The sequence below is a fragment of the Micromonospora sp. NPDC048868 genome, from assembly GCF_043198195.1.
GTDB classification, from domain to species: Bacteria; Actinomycetota; Actinomycetes; order Mycobacteriales; family Micromonosporaceae; genus Micromonospora; species Micromonospora reichwaldensis.
The window spans coordinates 156,983-171,729 of record NZ_JBICUN010000016.1; the positions used below are offsets into that span (position 1 = coordinate 156,983).

Annotated in this window: 12 protein-coding genes; 10 read left to right on the plus strand and 2 right to left on the minus strand. The window is 73.4% G+C overall.

Annotated elements, in window-relative coordinates; genetic code table 11:
* Positions 1-12: 12 nt before the first annotated feature.
* Positions 13-1,182: an NADH-quinone oxidoreductase subunit D gene (locus ACGFNF_RS23260; RefSeq protein WP_192581633.1), complete on the minus strand. Its 1,170-nt coding sequence runs from the start codon at positions 1,180-1,182 to the stop codon at positions 13-15.
* Entirely contained in the window at positions 1,179-2,369 is a 1,191-nt protein-coding gene (locus ACGFNF_RS23265; protein ID WP_393170585.1) for an SAM-dependent methyltransferase, read from the minus strand. The genes ACGFNF_RS23260 and ACGFNF_RS23265 overlap by 4 nt, the downstream gene beginning before the upstream one ends.
* Positions 2,370-2,594: 225 nt before the next feature.
* On the opposite strand from ACGFNF_RS23265, the gene ACGFNF_RS23270 reads away from it, so the two are divergent.
* From ACGFNF_RS23270 to ACGFNF_RS23315, 10 genes are all read left to right on the plus strand, one after another.
* Positions 2,595-3,548 carry a Rossmann-like and DUF2520 domain-containing protein gene (locus tag ACGFNF_RS23270; RefSeq protein ID WP_357580801.1) on the plus strand — a complete coding sequence of 318 codons (954 nt, stop codon included), beginning with the start codon at positions 2,595-2,597 and terminating at the stop codon, positions 3,546-3,548.
* A gap of 29 nt (positions 3,549-3,577) precedes the next feature.
* Positions 3,578-4,426: a pantoate--beta-alanine ligase gene (gene panC, locus ACGFNF_RS23275; protein WP_357580803.1), complete on the plus strand. Its 849-nt coding sequence runs from the start codon at positions 3,578-3,580 to the stop codon at positions 4,424-4,426.
* 36 nt (positions 4,427-4,462) lie between these two features.
* Positions 4,463-4,888, plus strand: a complete 426-nt coding sequence (gene panD, locus ACGFNF_RS23280; RefSeq protein WP_327029832.1) for an aspartate 1-decarboxylase — start codon at positions 4,463-4,465, stop codon at positions 4,886-4,888.
* 193 nt (positions 4,889-5,081) lie between these two features.
* On the plus strand, positions 5,082-5,963 hold the full coding sequence (locus ACGFNF_RS23285) for a septum formation family protein (RefSeq protein WP_357580802.1): 882 nt from the start codon (positions 5,082-5,084) through the stop codon (positions 5,961-5,963).
* A gap of 134 nt (positions 5,964-6,097) precedes the next feature.
* Positions 6,098-7,792 carry an L-aspartate oxidase gene (locus tag ACGFNF_RS23290; protein ID WP_357580800.1) on the plus strand — a complete coding sequence of 565 codons (1,695 nt, stop codon included), beginning with the start codon at positions 6,098-6,100 and terminating at the stop codon, positions 7,790-7,792.
* On the plus strand, positions 7,789-8,685 hold the full coding sequence (gene nadC / locus ACGFNF_RS23295) for a carboxylating nicotinate-nucleotide diphosphorylase (RefSeq protein ID WP_327029830.1): 897 nt from the start codon (positions 7,789-7,791) through the stop codon (positions 8,683-8,685). Before ACGFNF_RS23290 ends, nadC begins: the two co-directional genes overlap by 4 nt.
* Positions 8,686-8,717: 32 nt before the next feature.
* Positions 8,718-9,476 (plus strand): type III pantothenate kinase, encoded by a 759-nt coding sequence (locus ACGFNF_RS23300; protein WP_132238666.1) that lies wholly within the window; start codon positions 8,718-8,720, stop codon positions 9,474-9,476.
* Positions 9,477-9,604: 128 nt separating this feature from the next.
* Entirely contained in the window at positions 9,605-11,113 is a 1,509-nt protein-coding gene (gene lysS / locus ACGFNF_RS23305; RefSeq protein WP_393170582.1) for a lysine--tRNA ligase, read from the plus strand.
* A 109-nt stretch (positions 11,114-11,222) separates the two neighbouring features.
* On the plus strand, positions 11,223-11,573 hold the full coding sequence (locus ACGFNF_RS23310) for an Lsr2 family protein (protein WP_165947879.1): 351 nt from the start codon (positions 11,223-11,225) through the stop codon (positions 11,571-11,573).
* A gap of 494 nt (positions 11,574-12,067) precedes the next feature.
* Positions 12,068-14,599 (plus strand): ATP-dependent Clp protease ATP-binding subunit, encoded by a 2,532-nt coding sequence (locus ACGFNF_RS23315; protein ID WP_151456722.1) that lies wholly within the window; start codon positions 12,068-12,070, stop codon positions 14,597-14,599.
* Positions 14,600-14,747: the final 148 nt, after the last annotated feature.

Genomic DNA, 14,747 nt, shown 5'->3' on the forward strand with positions numbered 1-14,747 from the left:
TGGGCGGCCGGGTCACTTGTCGATGTCGCCGACCACGAAGAACATCGAGCCGAGGATGGCGATCAGGTCCGGCACCAGGCAGCCGGGGAGCAGGGTGGCCAGCGCCTGCACGTTCGCGTACGACGCGGTGCGCAGCTTCAGCCGCCACGGCGTCTTCTCGCCCCGGGAGACCAGGTAGTAGCCGTTGATGCCGAGCGGGTTCTCGGTCCAGGCGTAGGTGTGCCCCTCGGGGGCCTTGAGCACTTTCGGCAGCCGGGTGTTGACCGGCCCGGTGAGCCGGTCCACCCGGTCCAGGCACTGCTCGGCGAGGTCGAGTGAGGCGTACACCTGGTCGAGCAGCACCTCGAAGCGGGCGTGGCAGTCCCCGGCGGTCTTCGTCACGACCGGCACGTCCAGCTGGTCGTAGGCCAGGTAGGGCTCGTCGCGGCGCAGGTCGAGGTCGAGGCCGGAGGCCCGGGCGACGGGCCCGGACGCGCCGAACGCGGCGGCGTCCGCCGCGGAGAGCACCCCGACGCCGACCGTACGGGCCAGGAAGATGTCGTTGCGCCGGATGAGGTTGTCCAGGTCCGGCATCCGCCGGCGGACCTCGGCGATGGCGGCCCGCGCCCGGCCGGTCCAGCCGGCGGGGATCTCCTCCTTGAGCCCGCCGACCCGGTTGAACATGTAGTGGATCCGGCCGCCGGAAACCTCTTCCATGACCGCCTGGATGGTCTCCCGCTCGCGGAACGCGTAGAACATCGGCGTGATCGCGCCGATCTCCAGCGGGTAGGAGCCGAGGAACATCAGGTGGTTGAGCACCCGGTTCAGCTCCGCGAGGGCCATCCGCAGCCAGGTGGCCCGCTCCGGCACCTCCATGCCCATGAGCCGCTCGACGGCGAGCACGACGCCCAGCTCGTTGGAGAAGGCCGAGAGCCAGTCGTGCCGGTTGGCCAGCACGATGATCTGCCGGTAGTCGCGGACCTCGAAGAGCTTCTCGGCGCCCCGGTGCATGTAGCCGACGATCGGCTCGCAGGCCACCACCCGCTCGCCGTCGAGCACCAGCCTGAGCCGGAGCACGCCGTGCGTGGAGGGGTGCTGCGGCCCGATGTTGAGCACCATGTCGGTGCCGAGCTGATCGCCGCCGGCCCCGGTGCCGACGGTCAGCTCGCGGAGGTCGCCGGCGTCCGTGGTCATGGACGTCATCGTGCCATGAACCGCGCGGGGTCGACGCCGACCGGTTGCCGCAGCCACCAGTGCCCGCCCAACCCGGCCGGGTCGGTCAGCTCGGCCACCGCCGACGCGGCGGCGAGCGCCCGCACGTACCCGGCCGGGTCGCTGGCGGCCAGGCTGAGCGGAGGGCGGCCGCCGTCGGCCCCGAGCGCCCGCAGCGCCTCCCGCTGCGACCCCAGGTCGTACGCGCACCGCGCGACCCGGGCGCCGGCGGAGGCGACCGAGTCGACGGCGACGTGCGCGGTGACGTCGCGGCTCCCGTCCGGCACCGGGGGCACCTGCCGCCCGCCCCGGTACCCGGTCAACGTCCCGTCCACGGGCCGGCCGTCCCGCAGGTGCCCGTAGTCCACGGCCAACGCCAGCCCCCGGTCGACGTGGCTCACGGCGTCCGCCCATGCCTCGTCGCGCGTCCGGCCGATCTCGGCTCTGACTGCTGTCAGGGGTTCCGGGCAGCCCGACCCGGTCGGATCGGTCCCGTCGCTTCCGGCTGCCGGCACCGGCCACCATCGGGCCAGCCAGTCCGCGTCGGCGGGGTCGACCGGGTCACCGACGGTCTCCGCGCCGGTGGCCGGGTCGACCAGCAGGTAACGCCAGCCCTCGGCGGTGTGCACCGTCACGTCGAGCGGCACGTTGTCCAGCCACTCGGTGGCCACCAGCAGCCCGGTGATCCCGTCGGGGATCTCGTCGAGCCAGTCGATCCCGTCGGGCAGGTCGGCCGGTCGGGGGGCCTTCTCGACCGCGGTGAGTCGTACCCGGGAGGCGAGTGGAACCGACGCGGAGGGCGCGGAACCGGCGGCCGACGGGTCGGCCGAGGCCGAGGGCCGGGCGGCGGCCGGGGGAGTCGGGGTTGCCGGGGAGCCCGTCCGCGGAGGGATCAAGCCTGACCGCCCGGAGCGGGCGGGCTCCCCGGCAACCCCCAGCGCGGCGGAGAGCGCGCGCAGCAGTTCGCCCCGGCCCGCGCCCACGTCGACCACGCGGAGGTCGGCGGGGTGGCCGAGGGCGGCGTCGACCTGCTCGACGAGTCGCAGCAGCGCGTCGGCGAAGGCAGGGGAGGCGTGCACGCTGGTGCGGAAGTGGCAGGCGGGGCCCGACCCGGAGACGAAGAAGCCGCCCGGCCCGTAGAGGGACCGTTCCATCGCGTCCCGCCAGCGCTCCGGCATCAGTTCGTTCCTCCCGAGCTGCCTGTCCTGCCCGCCACCGGCCGGCCGTACGGCGTGCGTCACCGGCCCGACCCTACGGTCAGCCGGCCGGAGCGGACGTGCCATCCCCGGGCGTGCCGCCGGTACCGCCGGTGAACGTTTTCACACATCCTTGTCCCGGTTCCGTGACCCCGGCGCATACTTGCCATCGACCGGTACCCCTTCTCGAGGACTGGATCGTCGCCCATGAGTGCACCCCCGCGCCCGCGCCCGGCCGCCCCCCACGGGGCCGCCGTACCGCCGGCCGCAACCCCCCGTCTCCTCACCGTCGGCGTCGTCGGCTCCGGCCGGGTCGGCACCGTGCTGGGCGCCGCACTCGCCGCCGCCGGCCACCGGGTCGTCGCCGTCACGGCCGGGTCCGGCGCCTCCCGGGCCCGGGCCGCGCTGCTGCTTCCCGACGCGCCCCGCCGCTCCGCCGCCGCCGTGGCGCGGGCGGCCACCGACCTGCTGCTGCTCGCCGTGCCCGACGACGCGCTCGCCGGGGTGGTCGCCGCCCTGGCCGACGGCGGCGCGCTGCGCCCCGGCCAGGTGGTCGCGCACACCTCCGGCGCGCACGGGCTGGCCGTGCTCGCCCCCGCCGCCGCGGCGGGCGCCCGACCGCTCGCCCTGCACCCCGCGATGACCTTCACCGGTACGCCGGACGACCTGGCCCGGCTGGCCGGCATCTCGTACGGGGTGACCGCCCCGGCGGAGCTGCGCCCCCTGGCCGCCCGGCTGGTCGCCGACCTCGGCGGGGTGCCGGAGTGGGTCGGCGAGGCGGACCGGCCGCTCTACCACGCGGCGCTGGCGCACGGCGCCAACCACCTGGTGACCCTGGTCAACGAGGCGGCCGACCGGCTGCGCGACGCCGGGGTGGCCCAGCCGGAGAAGGTGCTCGCCCCGCTGCTGCGGGCCGCCCTGGAGAACGCGCTGCGCCTCGGCGACGACGCGCTGACCGGGCCGGTGTCCCGGGGCGACGCCGGCACGGTCGAGCGGCACCTGGCCCGGCTCGCCGCGACCGCCCCCGAGTCGATGGCGCCCTACCTGGCCCTGGCCCGGCGTACGGCCGACCGGGCGATCGCCGCGGGCCGGTTGCGGCCGGTCGACGCGGAGTCGCTGCTCGGCGTGCTCGCCGGCGACCGGCGCGAGGTGGCGGCATGACCGGGCCGACGGCGGACGGAGGGGGACAGGTGACGGAACTGGTGCACACCCGCGCCGAGCTGGCGGCGGCGCGCGACGGGCTCAAGGGCACCGTCGGCGTCGTGATGACCATGGGCGCGCTGCACTCCGGGCACGAGACGCTGCTGCGGGCGGCCCGGGAGCAGGCCGACCACGTGCTCGTCACGATCTTCGTCAACCCGTTGCAGTTCGGCCCGAACGAGGACTTCGACCGCTACCCGCGCACCCTCGACGCCGACCTGGAGATCTGCCGGCGGGCGGGCGCGGACGTGGTCTTCGCCCCCTCGGTGGCCGACATGTACCCGGACGGCCAGCCCCGGGTGCGGGTGAACCCGGGCCCGCTGGGGGAGGACCTGGAGGGGCAGAGCCGCCCCGGGTTCTTCCACGGTGTGCTCACCGTGGTGCTGAAGCTGCTCCAGCTCACCCGCCCCGACCTGACGTTCTTCGGCGAGAAGGACTACCAGCAGCTGACCCTGGTGCGGCGGATGGCCCGGGACCTCGACGTGCCGGTCGAGGTGGTCGGCGTGCCGACCGTACGGGAGCCGGACGGGCTGGCCCTGTCCAGCCGCAACCGCTACCTGTCCCCGGCCGAGCGGGAGGCCGCGCTGAGCCTGTCCGCGGCGCTGCGGGCCGGGGCCGCGGCCGCCGACGGGGGCGGTGACGCGGGGGCGGTGCTCGCCGCCGCGCACGCGGCCTTCGGCGCCGGTACGCCCGGCGCGCGCCTCGACTACCTGGTGCTCACCGACCCGGACCTGGAACCGGGGCCGGTGTCCGGACCGGCGCGGCTGCTCGTGGCCGCCTGGGTGGGCGCCACCCGGTTGATCGACAACGCGGCGATCCGGCTCGCCCCCCGCTCCTGAACCCCGCCCCCGCCACCTTCCGCGAAAGGCATCCCGATGCTGCGCACCATGCTCAAGTCGAAGATCCACCGGGCCACGGTGACCCAGGCCGACCTGCACTACGTCGGCTCGGTGACCGTCGACGAGGACCTGCTCGACGCCGCCGACCTGATCCCCGGCGAGCAGGTGGCGATCGTGGACATCACCAACGGGGCGCGGCTGGAGACGTACGTGATCCCGGGCGAGCGGGGCAGCGGCGTGATCGGCATCAACGGCGCCGCCGCCCACCTGGTGCACCCGGGAGACCTGGTCATCCTCATCTCGTACGGGCAGATGGACGACGCCGAGGCCCGCGCCTACCGGCCGCGGGTCGTGCACGTCGACGCCGACAACCGGGTCGTCGAGCTGAACGCCGACCCGACGACCGCCGCACCCGGCACCGCCGGCGCCCCGATCCCCAATCCCCTCGCCGCCGCCGTCTGACCCGACCGTTTCCGCCTTCCGCCCGCCCCCTCCGGCGGCATTCTGCGGGCTTTCGTACCCTTCGTGACCGCAGGACCCTGGAGGGGCGGGAAGCGGGCGTGCGTGCGGTCTGTCACCGGAAGGTCATCCCTGGGTAGTCTGGTTGCCCGTCGATAGACGCGGGTGGCTGGGGGAGGCCGCTGTGCGCCGTGCGATGACCACCCTGCTCGCTGCCGTCGCCACGGCCGCGCTCCTGGCCGGCTGCGCCGATGCCGGCGGGCTGGACGGTGACCTGGTCGACGACTGGGCGGCCCCACCCGCCGCCGGGCCCTTCACCCCGGCCACCGGGGTGTGCCAGGTCGCCGACTTCGTCGACGTGGTGACCCTGGCGGCGTACGCGCCGGTGGACTGCGCCGTGCCGCACCGGGTCGAGACCGTGCACGTGGGCACCTTCCCGGCCGGGCGGCCCGCCCCGCCGCCGGGCGGCTCGGCCGAGCTGCGGGGCGCCTTCGCCGACTGCGACGCCCGGGCGACCGGTCACGTGGGCGCCGACTGGCGTGCGGGGCGGCTGCGGCTGGCGGTGGCGGTGCCGTCCTGGGCGGGCTGGACGACGGGCGCCCGCTGGTACCGGTGCGACCTGACCGAGGTGAGCACCGTCGAGGCCGCCGGCACGGTGGTGGTCCGCACCGGCAGCCTCCGGGACGCGCTGCGCGGGCCGTCCCCGCTCCGCCTGGGCTGCCAGCAGGCCCGCTCCCGGGGCGGGTCGGTGCGGACGCTGCTCCCGGTCGACTGCGCCACCCGGCACGACGCCGAGTTCGTCGGGGTGTGGCGGGCGCCCGACCGCCCGTACCCGACCCGGGCCGCCGACTGGGCCCCGCTGTACGCCGGCTGCCGCTCGGTGCTCGGCCGCTACGTGGGGGTGCCCGACGACGCCGACCTGCGCTTCCGCAGCGGGGTGGTGGTCCGTCCGCCGGGGCAGGGCCGGTGGCGCGTCGGCGACCGGGGCGTCCGCTGCTACCTCTGGCTCGACGACCGTACGGTGACCGGCTCGCTGCGGGGCGCGGGCCCGGCGGCCCTCCCGGTCCGGACGCGGTAGCGCGCGCCGGCCCACGCAGGGCGGGCCCACGCGTGGCGCCGCCGGCCGGCCCGCCCGGCTCGGGACCCCATGGCCCAAACCACTCGTCCCGCCCCCGCCGCCCCCCGCGAGGACCCTTCGGGTTGACTGTGGGTATGGACCTTCCGACCGTCGACCTGCCGGCGCTGCCCAGACTGCTGGCCGCCCCCGCGCCCGGCTGGGTGGAGACCACCGACGTGATCGTGGTCGGTTCCGGGGTGGCGGGCCTGACCGCCGCGCTGCACCTGCGCGAGGCGGGGCTGCACGTCACCGTGGTCACCAAGGTCGACATCGACGAGGGGTCGACCCGCTGGGCGCAGGGCGGCATCGCCGCCGTGCTCGACCCGCAGGACACCCCGACCGCGCACGCCTCGGACACCGAGATCGCCGGCGTCGGGCTCTGCGACCCGGCGGCGGTGCGGGTGCTGGTCGAGGAGGGCCCCACCCGGCTGCGCGAGCTGATGCGGATCGGGGCGGAGTTCGACCGCAATCCGGACGGCTCGCTGATGCTGACGCGCGAGGGCGGGCACCGGGCCGACCGGATCGTGCACGCCGGCGGCGATGCCACCGGGGCCGAGGTGCAGCGCGCCCTGCACGCCGCCGTGCGCCGCGACCCCTGGATCCGGCTGGTGGAGCACGCCCTGGTGCTGGACCTGCTGCGCGCCCCCGGTGACGGCCCCGACGGGCTCGGCCCGGCCTGCGGCATCACCCTGCACGTGCTCGGCGAGGGCAGCGAGGACGGCGTGGGCGCCATCCTGGCCCGGGCGGTCGTCCTGGCCACCGGCGGGATGGGCCAGATCTACGCGGCCACCACCAACCCGGCCGTGTCGACCGGGGACGGGGTGGCCCTCGCGATGCGGGCCGGCGCGGCGGTGACCGACGTGGAGTTCGTCCAGTTCCACCCGACCGCGCTGATCACCCCGGCCGGCGCCGGCGTGCCCGGCGCCGGGCACGCCCAGCAGCCGCTGGTCTCCGAGGCGTTGCGCGGCGAGGGCGCCCACCTGGTCGACGGCGACGGCAAGCGGTTCATGGTCGGGCAGCACGAGCTGGCCGAGCTGGCGCCCCGGGACGTGGTGGCCAAGGGCATCCACCGGGTCCTGCTGGCCACCGGGGCGGACCACGTGTTCCTCGACGCCCGGCACCTGGGCGGTGACTTCCTGGCCCGGCGCTTCCCGACCATCGTCGCGTCCTGCCTGGCCATCGGGGTCGACCCGGGGACCGATCTGATCCCGGTCGCTCCGGCCGCGCACTACGCCTCCGGCGGCGTCCGCACGGACCTGCGCGGCCGCACCTCCATCCCCGGGCTGTACGCGTGCGGCGAGGTCGCCTGCACCGGCGTGCACGGCGCCAACCGGCTGGCCAGCAACTCGCTGCTGGAGGGGCTGGTCTTCTCCCGGCGGATCGCCGAGGACGTCGCGGCCGGGCTGCCCGAGCAGGCCCAGCCGGCGGCGACGGGCGCCTGGGTGGGCGGCGAGGGCTGGGTGGTGCCGGCCGAGGCGACGCCGACGCTGCAACGGGCGATGACCCGGGGCGCGGGCGTGCTCCGCTCGGCGGAGACCCTCGCGGCGACCGCCGGCGTGCTGACCGGGCTCGGCGAGGGCCGGGGCCGGCCCCGGACGGCCGACTGGGAGGCGACGAACCTGATCACCGTGGCGTCGGCGCTGGTCGCCGCCGCGTACGCCCGCCGGGAGACCCGGGGCTGCCACTGGCGGGAGGACTTCCCGACGGCCGACGAGCGGTGGCACGGCCACCTGGTCGCCGCGGTCGGGGCGCAGGGCCGGCTGACGCAAGCGTGGGAGGGAACCCGATGACGGAGTCGACGGAACGGGCACTGCGGGACGCCGGCCTGGATCCGGCACAGGTGCGGCGGACGGTCGAGGCCGCGCTCGCCGAGGACCTGGGCCCGGACCTGCTGGACGTCACCAGCGTCGCCACCATCCCGGCCGGGCAGACCGACACGGCCGACCTGGTGGCCCGCGCCGACGGCGTGGTGGCCGGGCTGGCCGTGGCGGCTGCCGTGTTCGAGCTGGTCGGCGAGGCGACCGGCGCCGGTCGTACGGTCGAGGTGTCGGTGGTGGCCCGCGACGGCGAGCGGGTGGCGCGCGGCGACGTGCTGGCCACGGTGACCGGCCCGACCCGGCTGCTGCTCACCGCCGAGCGCACGGCGCTCAACCTGCTCTGCCGGATGTCCGGGGTCGCCACCCACACCCGGGCCTGGGCGGACGCCCTGGCCGGCACCAAGGCGATGGTGCTGGACACCCGCAAGACGACCCCGGGCCTGCGCGCCCTGGAGAAGTACGCGGTCCGCGCGGGCGGCGGCACGAACAAGCGGATGGGCCTGCACGACGTCGCGATGATCAAGGACAACCACAAGTTCGCGGCCGGCGGCATCACGGCGGCCTTCCGGCGGGTCCGGGAGACCTTCCCGGACGTGCCGGTGCAGGTCGAGGTGGACACGGTCGCCGAGGCGGTGGAGGCGGTCGAGGCCGGCGCGGACTTCCTGCTGCTGGACAACATGACCCCGGAGATGCTCACCGAGGTGGCCGCCCTGGTGGGGGACCGGGCGGAGCTGGAGGCGACCGGCGGGCTGACCCTCGACGTGGCGGCGCGGTACGCGGCGACCGGCGTCGACTTCCTGTCGGTCGGGGCCCTGACGCACTCCTCGCCGATCCTCGACATCGCCATGGACCTGCGCACCGCGTGAACCAGCGGCCGGGCGTTGTCTAGGCTGCGAGCGTGCTGCTCTGCATCGACATCGGAAACACCAACACCGTGCTGGCGACCTTCGACGGCGACAAGCTGGTGCACTCCTGGCGGATCAAGACCGATGCGCGGGCGACGGCCGACGAGCTGGGCCTGAAGTTCCGGGGCCTGCTCGCCGCCGACGCCGTCGAGATCACCGGCGTCGCGGCCTGCTCCACGGTCCCGGCCGCGCTGCGCTCGCTGCGCAACATGCTCGCCCGCTACTACGCGGACCTGCCGAGCGTGATCGTCGAGCCGGGGGTGCGCACCGGGGTGCAGCTCGCCATCGACAACCCGAAGGAGGTGGGCGCCGACCGGGTGGTCAACACCCTGGCCGCGTACACCCTCTACGGCGGGCCGTCGATCGTGGTGGACTTCGGCACCACCACCAACTTCGACGTGATCAGCGGCCGGGGCGAGTTCCTCGGCGGCGCCTTCGCCCCGGGCATCGAGATCTCCTTCGACGCGCTCGCCGCCCGGGCCGCCCAGCTGCGCAAGGTGGAGGCGACAAAGCCCCGATCGGTGATCGGCAAGAACACCGTCGAGTGCCTCCAGTCCGGCCTCTACTTCGGCTTCGCCGGGCAGGTGGACCGGATCGTCGAGCGGATGATCGAGGAGATCGGCGAGGTGAGCGCCGTGATCGCCACGGGCGGGCTGGCCTCGCTCGTGATCAACGAGTGCCGCACGATCACCCACCACGAGCCGATGATCACCCTGATCGGCCTGCGGATGGTCTACGAGCGCAACGTCTGAACCCGGCCGCCGGGGAGGGCGCGAGTGGGGCCGGTCATGCGGGCGGGTTATCCCGTAACGCCTCGCTGGGGCCTTGAGTACGCTCGGGGCCTGACCCCGCCCGAAATCTCCTTCTGAGGAAGCGTGCCGTGACCGAGCAGAACCCCGTGCCAGTCGATCCCGCCGACGACCTTCCCGAGCAGATGAAGGTCCGCCGGGAGAAGCGGGACCGGATGCTCGCCGAGGGCGTCGAGCCGTACCCCATCGGATTCCCCCGGACCAGCACGCTGGCCGAGATCCGCGAGAAGTACGCCGAGCTGCCCACCGACACCGCCACGGGGGACCAGGTCTCGGTCACCGGCCGGGTGATCTTCGTGCGCAACACGGGCAAGCTCTGCTTCGCCACCCTCCGGGACGGCGACGGCACGGAGTTGCAGGCCATGCTCTCCCTCGACCGGGTCGGCCCCGACCGGCTCAACGACTGGAAGCGCCTGGTCGACCTCGGTGACCTCGTCGGGGTGACCGGCGAGGTGATCACCAGCCGGCGCGGGGAGCTGTCCGTGCTGGTCGAGCAGTGGGCGGTGACGGCGAAGGCGCTCCGCCCGCTGCCGGTGGCGCACAAGCCGCTCAGCGAGGAGGCCCGGGTCCGGCAGCGCTACGTGGACCTGATCGTCCGGCCGCAGGCCCGCCAGATGGTGCGTACCCGGGCCACGACCGTGCGCAGCCTGCGCGACTCGCTGCATGGCCGGGACTTCATCGAGGTGGAGACCCCGATGCTCCAGCTGCTGCACGGCGGCGCGGCGGCCCGGCCATTCGTGACCCACAGCAATGCACTCAGCACCGATCTGTATCTGCGAATCGCGCCGGAACTGTTTCTCAAGCGGGCCGTCGTCGGCGGCGTCGACCGGGTCTTCGAGATCAACCGCAACTTCCGTAATGAGGGTGTCGACTCTTCGCACTCGCCCGAGTTCGCGATGCTCGAGGCATACGAGGCGTACGGCGACTACGACACCATGGCCGAGCTGACCCGGAATCTCGTGCAGCAGGCGGCGATCGCCGTCAGCGGCTCGACCGTCGTGACGCACGCCGACGGCCGGGAGTTCGATCTCGGCGGCGAGTGGCGCTCGGTGACCCTCTTCGGGGTGCTTTCCGAGGCCCTCGGCGAGGAGGTCACGGTGCGCACCGAGCGCGCCCGGCTGGTGGAGTACGCCGACAAGGTGGGTTTGGCGGTCGACCCGAAGTGGGGGCCGGGCAAGCTCGCGGAGGAACTGTTCGAGGAGTTGGTGGTGCCGAGCCTCCAGGCGCCCACCTTCGTCCGCGACTACCCGGAGGAGACGAGCCCGCTGACCCGGGCGCACCGCAGCGAGCCCGGGCTGGCCGAGAAGTGGGACCTCTACGTGCTCGGTTTCGAGCTGGGGACCGCGTACTCCGAGCTGGTGGACCCGGTGGTGCAGCGGGAGCGGCTGGTGGCCCAGGCCCAGCTCGGCGCCCGCGGCGACGACGAGGCCATGCGGCTGGACGAGGACTTTCTCCGGGCGATGGAGTACGGAATGCCGCCGGCCGGGGGTATGGGAATGGGAATCGACCGGCTCTTGATGGCGCTCACCGGCCTGGGAATTCGGGAAACCATCCTCTTCCCCCTGGTTCGCCCGGAGTAGCCGCGCATCTCCACCGGGTCGTTACCGCATCCTATTGACGCGGCAAGCGCCGCGCGGGTTATTGTGCTTACAGTTTGCAGGAGCACCCTGCTCGAAAGGAATGTGGGACGTGGCCAAGCAGATCATTCATAAGCTGGTCGATGACCTGGACGGCGGGGACGCTGACGAGACGGTCAAGTTCGCGCTCGACGGCGTTCAGTACGAGATCGACCTGTCTAGCTCCAACGCCGAGAAATTGCGCGACGTATTCGCCTCGTACATCGCCCACGGCACCAAGGTGGGCAGGGGTGGCGTCGTCGTCGGCGGCCGGGCCGCGCGCGGCCGGGGTGGCGCCACCGCCGACCGGGAGCAGAACAAGGCGATCCGCGCCTGGGCCAAGAAGGCCGGCAAGGACATCTCCGACCGGGGCCGGATCCCCCAGGAGATCGTCGACGAGTACCACGCGAAGGCCGGTCACTGACCGGGACCGCCGACGGGCGACACCGACGCCGGGCCGGAGCACGACTCCGGGCCGGCGTCGCCGTATCCGCGGGGTGGCTCCGGGCCGGCGTCGCCGTATCCGCCCGCGGGGGCGTCCGAGCGGGAAGAATTCCGTCCCGACGGTCGTTGTCCACAGCCGGTGGAGAGTCTGTCCACAGCCTGTGGACGACTCCCGGACGGCCCGGATCCGGGCCGCGTCGGCACCGGCGTGACCCGCACGACGGGTCCACGACCGGGGTCGAATTTCGCTCTGCGCGTACAGGCAGGGGTACCGGAACACCCCCTGAGCGCGGACGGTTGTGCAAAACGACGCGTACACGGCTTCCGACGGGGACACACGACCTCAGCGGAGTCGGTCCGCGGCGATAGAGTAAGGAGGCACGGACGCCCGTCCCGGTCGTCCGCGCACCGGCCCCGCCACGACTTCTTGACCATCAAGATCGAGTGCGCACGGCACGTGAGGAGCACGAGGGCATGTTCGAGCGGTTCACCGACCGAGCGCGACGGGTTGTCGTCCTGGCCCAAGAAGAGGCCCGGATGCTCAACCACAACTACATCGGTACGGAACACATCCTGCTGGGCCTGATCCACGAGGGTGAGGGCGTCGCCGCCAAGGCTCTGGAGAGCCTCGGCATCTCCCTGGAGGGTGTGCGGCAGCAGGTCGAGGAGATCATCGGCCAGGGCCAGCAGGCGCCGAGCGGGCACATCCCGTTCACGCCGCGGGCCAAGAAGGTGCTGGAGCTGTCGCTGCGCGAGGCGCTGCAGCTCGGCCACAACTACATCGGCACGGAGCACATCCTGCTCGGCCTGATCCGCGAGGGCGAGGGCGTCGCCGCCCAGGTGCTGGTCAAGCTCGGCGCCGACCTCAACCGGGTCCGCCAGCAGGTGATCCAGCTGCTCTCCGGCTACCAGGGCAAGGAGCCGGCCGCGGCGGGCGCCACGCCGGGCGAGGCCGCGCCGTCCACCAGCCTCGTGCTGGACCAGTTCGGCCGCAACCTGACCCAGGCCGCCCGCGAGGGCAAGCTCGACCCGGTCATCGGGCGCGAGAAGGAAATCGAGCGGGTCATGCAGGTGCTCTCCCGCCGCACCAAGAACAACCCGGTCCTGATCGGTGAGCCCGGCGTCGGCAAGACCGCCGTGGTGGAGGGGCTGTCCCAGAAGATCATCAAGGGCGAGGTGCCCGAGACGCTGAAGGACAAGCAGCTCTACACGCTCGACCTCGGTGCGCTGGTCGCCGGTTCCCGCTACCGCGGTGACTTCGAGGAGCGCCTCAAGAAGGTGCTCAAGGAGATCCGCACCCGCGGCGACATCATCCTCTTCATCGACGAGATCCACACCCTGGTCGGCGCGGGTGCCGCCGAGGGCGCGATCGACGCGGCGAGCATCCTCAAGCCGATGCTGGCCCGTGGCGAGCTGCAGACCATCGGCGCGACCACGCTCGACGAATACCGCAAGCACCTGGAGAAGGACGCCGCCCTCGAGCGCCGCTTCCAGCCGATCCAGGTGGGTGAGCCGTCGCTGGCCCACACCATCGAGATCCTCAAGGGCCTGCGCGACCGCTACGAGGCGCACCACCGGGTCAGCATCACCGACGCCGCCCTCGTGGCCGCCGCGACGCTGGCCGACCGGTACATCTCCGACCGCTTCCTGCCGGACAAGGCGATCGACCTGATCGACGAGGCCGGCGCCCGGATGCGGATCCGCCGGATGACCGCGCCGCCGGACCTGCGCGACTTCGACGAGCGCATCGCCCAGGTGCGTCGCGACAAGGAGTCCGCGATCGACGCGCAGGACTTCGAGCGCGCCGCCCAGCTGCGCGACAAGGAGAAGCAGCTCCTCGGCCAGAAGGCCCAGCGGGAGAAGGAGTGGAAGGCCGGTGACCTGGACGTCGTCAGCGAGGTCGACGACGAGCAGATCGCCGAGGTGCTCGGCAACTGGACCGGCATCCCGGTCTACAAGCTGACCGAGGAGGAGACCTCGCGCCTGCTGCGCATGGAGGACGAGCTGCACAAGCGCGTCATCGGCCAGGAGGACGCGGTCAAGGCGGTCTCGAAGGCGATCCGGCGCACCCGGGCCGGCCTGAAGGACCCGAAGCGTCCGTCGGGCTCGTTCATCTTCGCCGGCCCGTCCGGTGTCGGTAAGACCGAGCTCTCCAAGGCGCTCGCCGAGTTCCTGTTCGGCAGCGAGGACGCCCTCATCCAGCTGGACATGTCCGAGTTCCACGACCGCTACACGGTCTCCCGGCTGGTGGGTGCCCCTCCCGGCTACGTCGGCTACGACGAGGGCGGCCAGCTGACCGAGAAGGTGCGGCGTCGGCCGTTCTCGGTGGTCCTCTTCGACGAGATCGAGAAGGCCCACCCGGACGTGTTCAACACGCTGCTCCAGATCCTGGAGGACGGTCGGCTCACCGACGGTCAGGGCCGGATCGTGGACTTCAAGAACACGGTCATCATCCTGACCACCAACCTGGGCACCCGCGACGTCGCCAAGGCGGTCTCGCTCGGTTTCCAGGCGTCGGAGGACTCCGAGTCCAACTACGACCGGATGAAGCAGAAGGTCAACGACGAGCTCAAGCAGCACTTCCGGCCTGAGTTCCTCAACCGGATCGACGACACCATCGTCTTCCACCAGCTGCGCCAGCTGGAGATCCTGTCGATCGTCGACATCATGATCCAGCGCATCGAGGGCCAGCTGCGGAACAAGGACATGGGTCTGGAGCTGACCGACAACGCCAAGAAGTACCTGGCGAAGAAGGGCTTCGACCCGGTGCTCGGTGCGCGTCCGCTGCGTCGCACGATCCAGCGCGACATCGAGGACAACCTGTCCGAGCGGATCCTCTTCAACGAGCTGATCCCGGGTCAGATCGTGGTGGTGGACTGCGAGGGCGATCCGGAGGACATCGACAAGTCCAAGCTCATCTTCACGGGCGCGGACCGGCCGGCGACCGTGCCGGACGCCGTCCCGGCCGACCTCGGTGGCACCGCCGCCGCAGGCGCGGACGAGTAGGACCGAAAGCAGCAGCACGAGGGCGGGGGGGGGGGGGGGGGGCCGCCCCCCCCCCCCCCCCCCGGGGGGCCCCCCCCCCCCCCCCCCCCCCCCCCCCCCCCCCCCCCCCCCCCCCCCCCCCCCCCCCCCCCCGCCCCCCCCCCCCCCC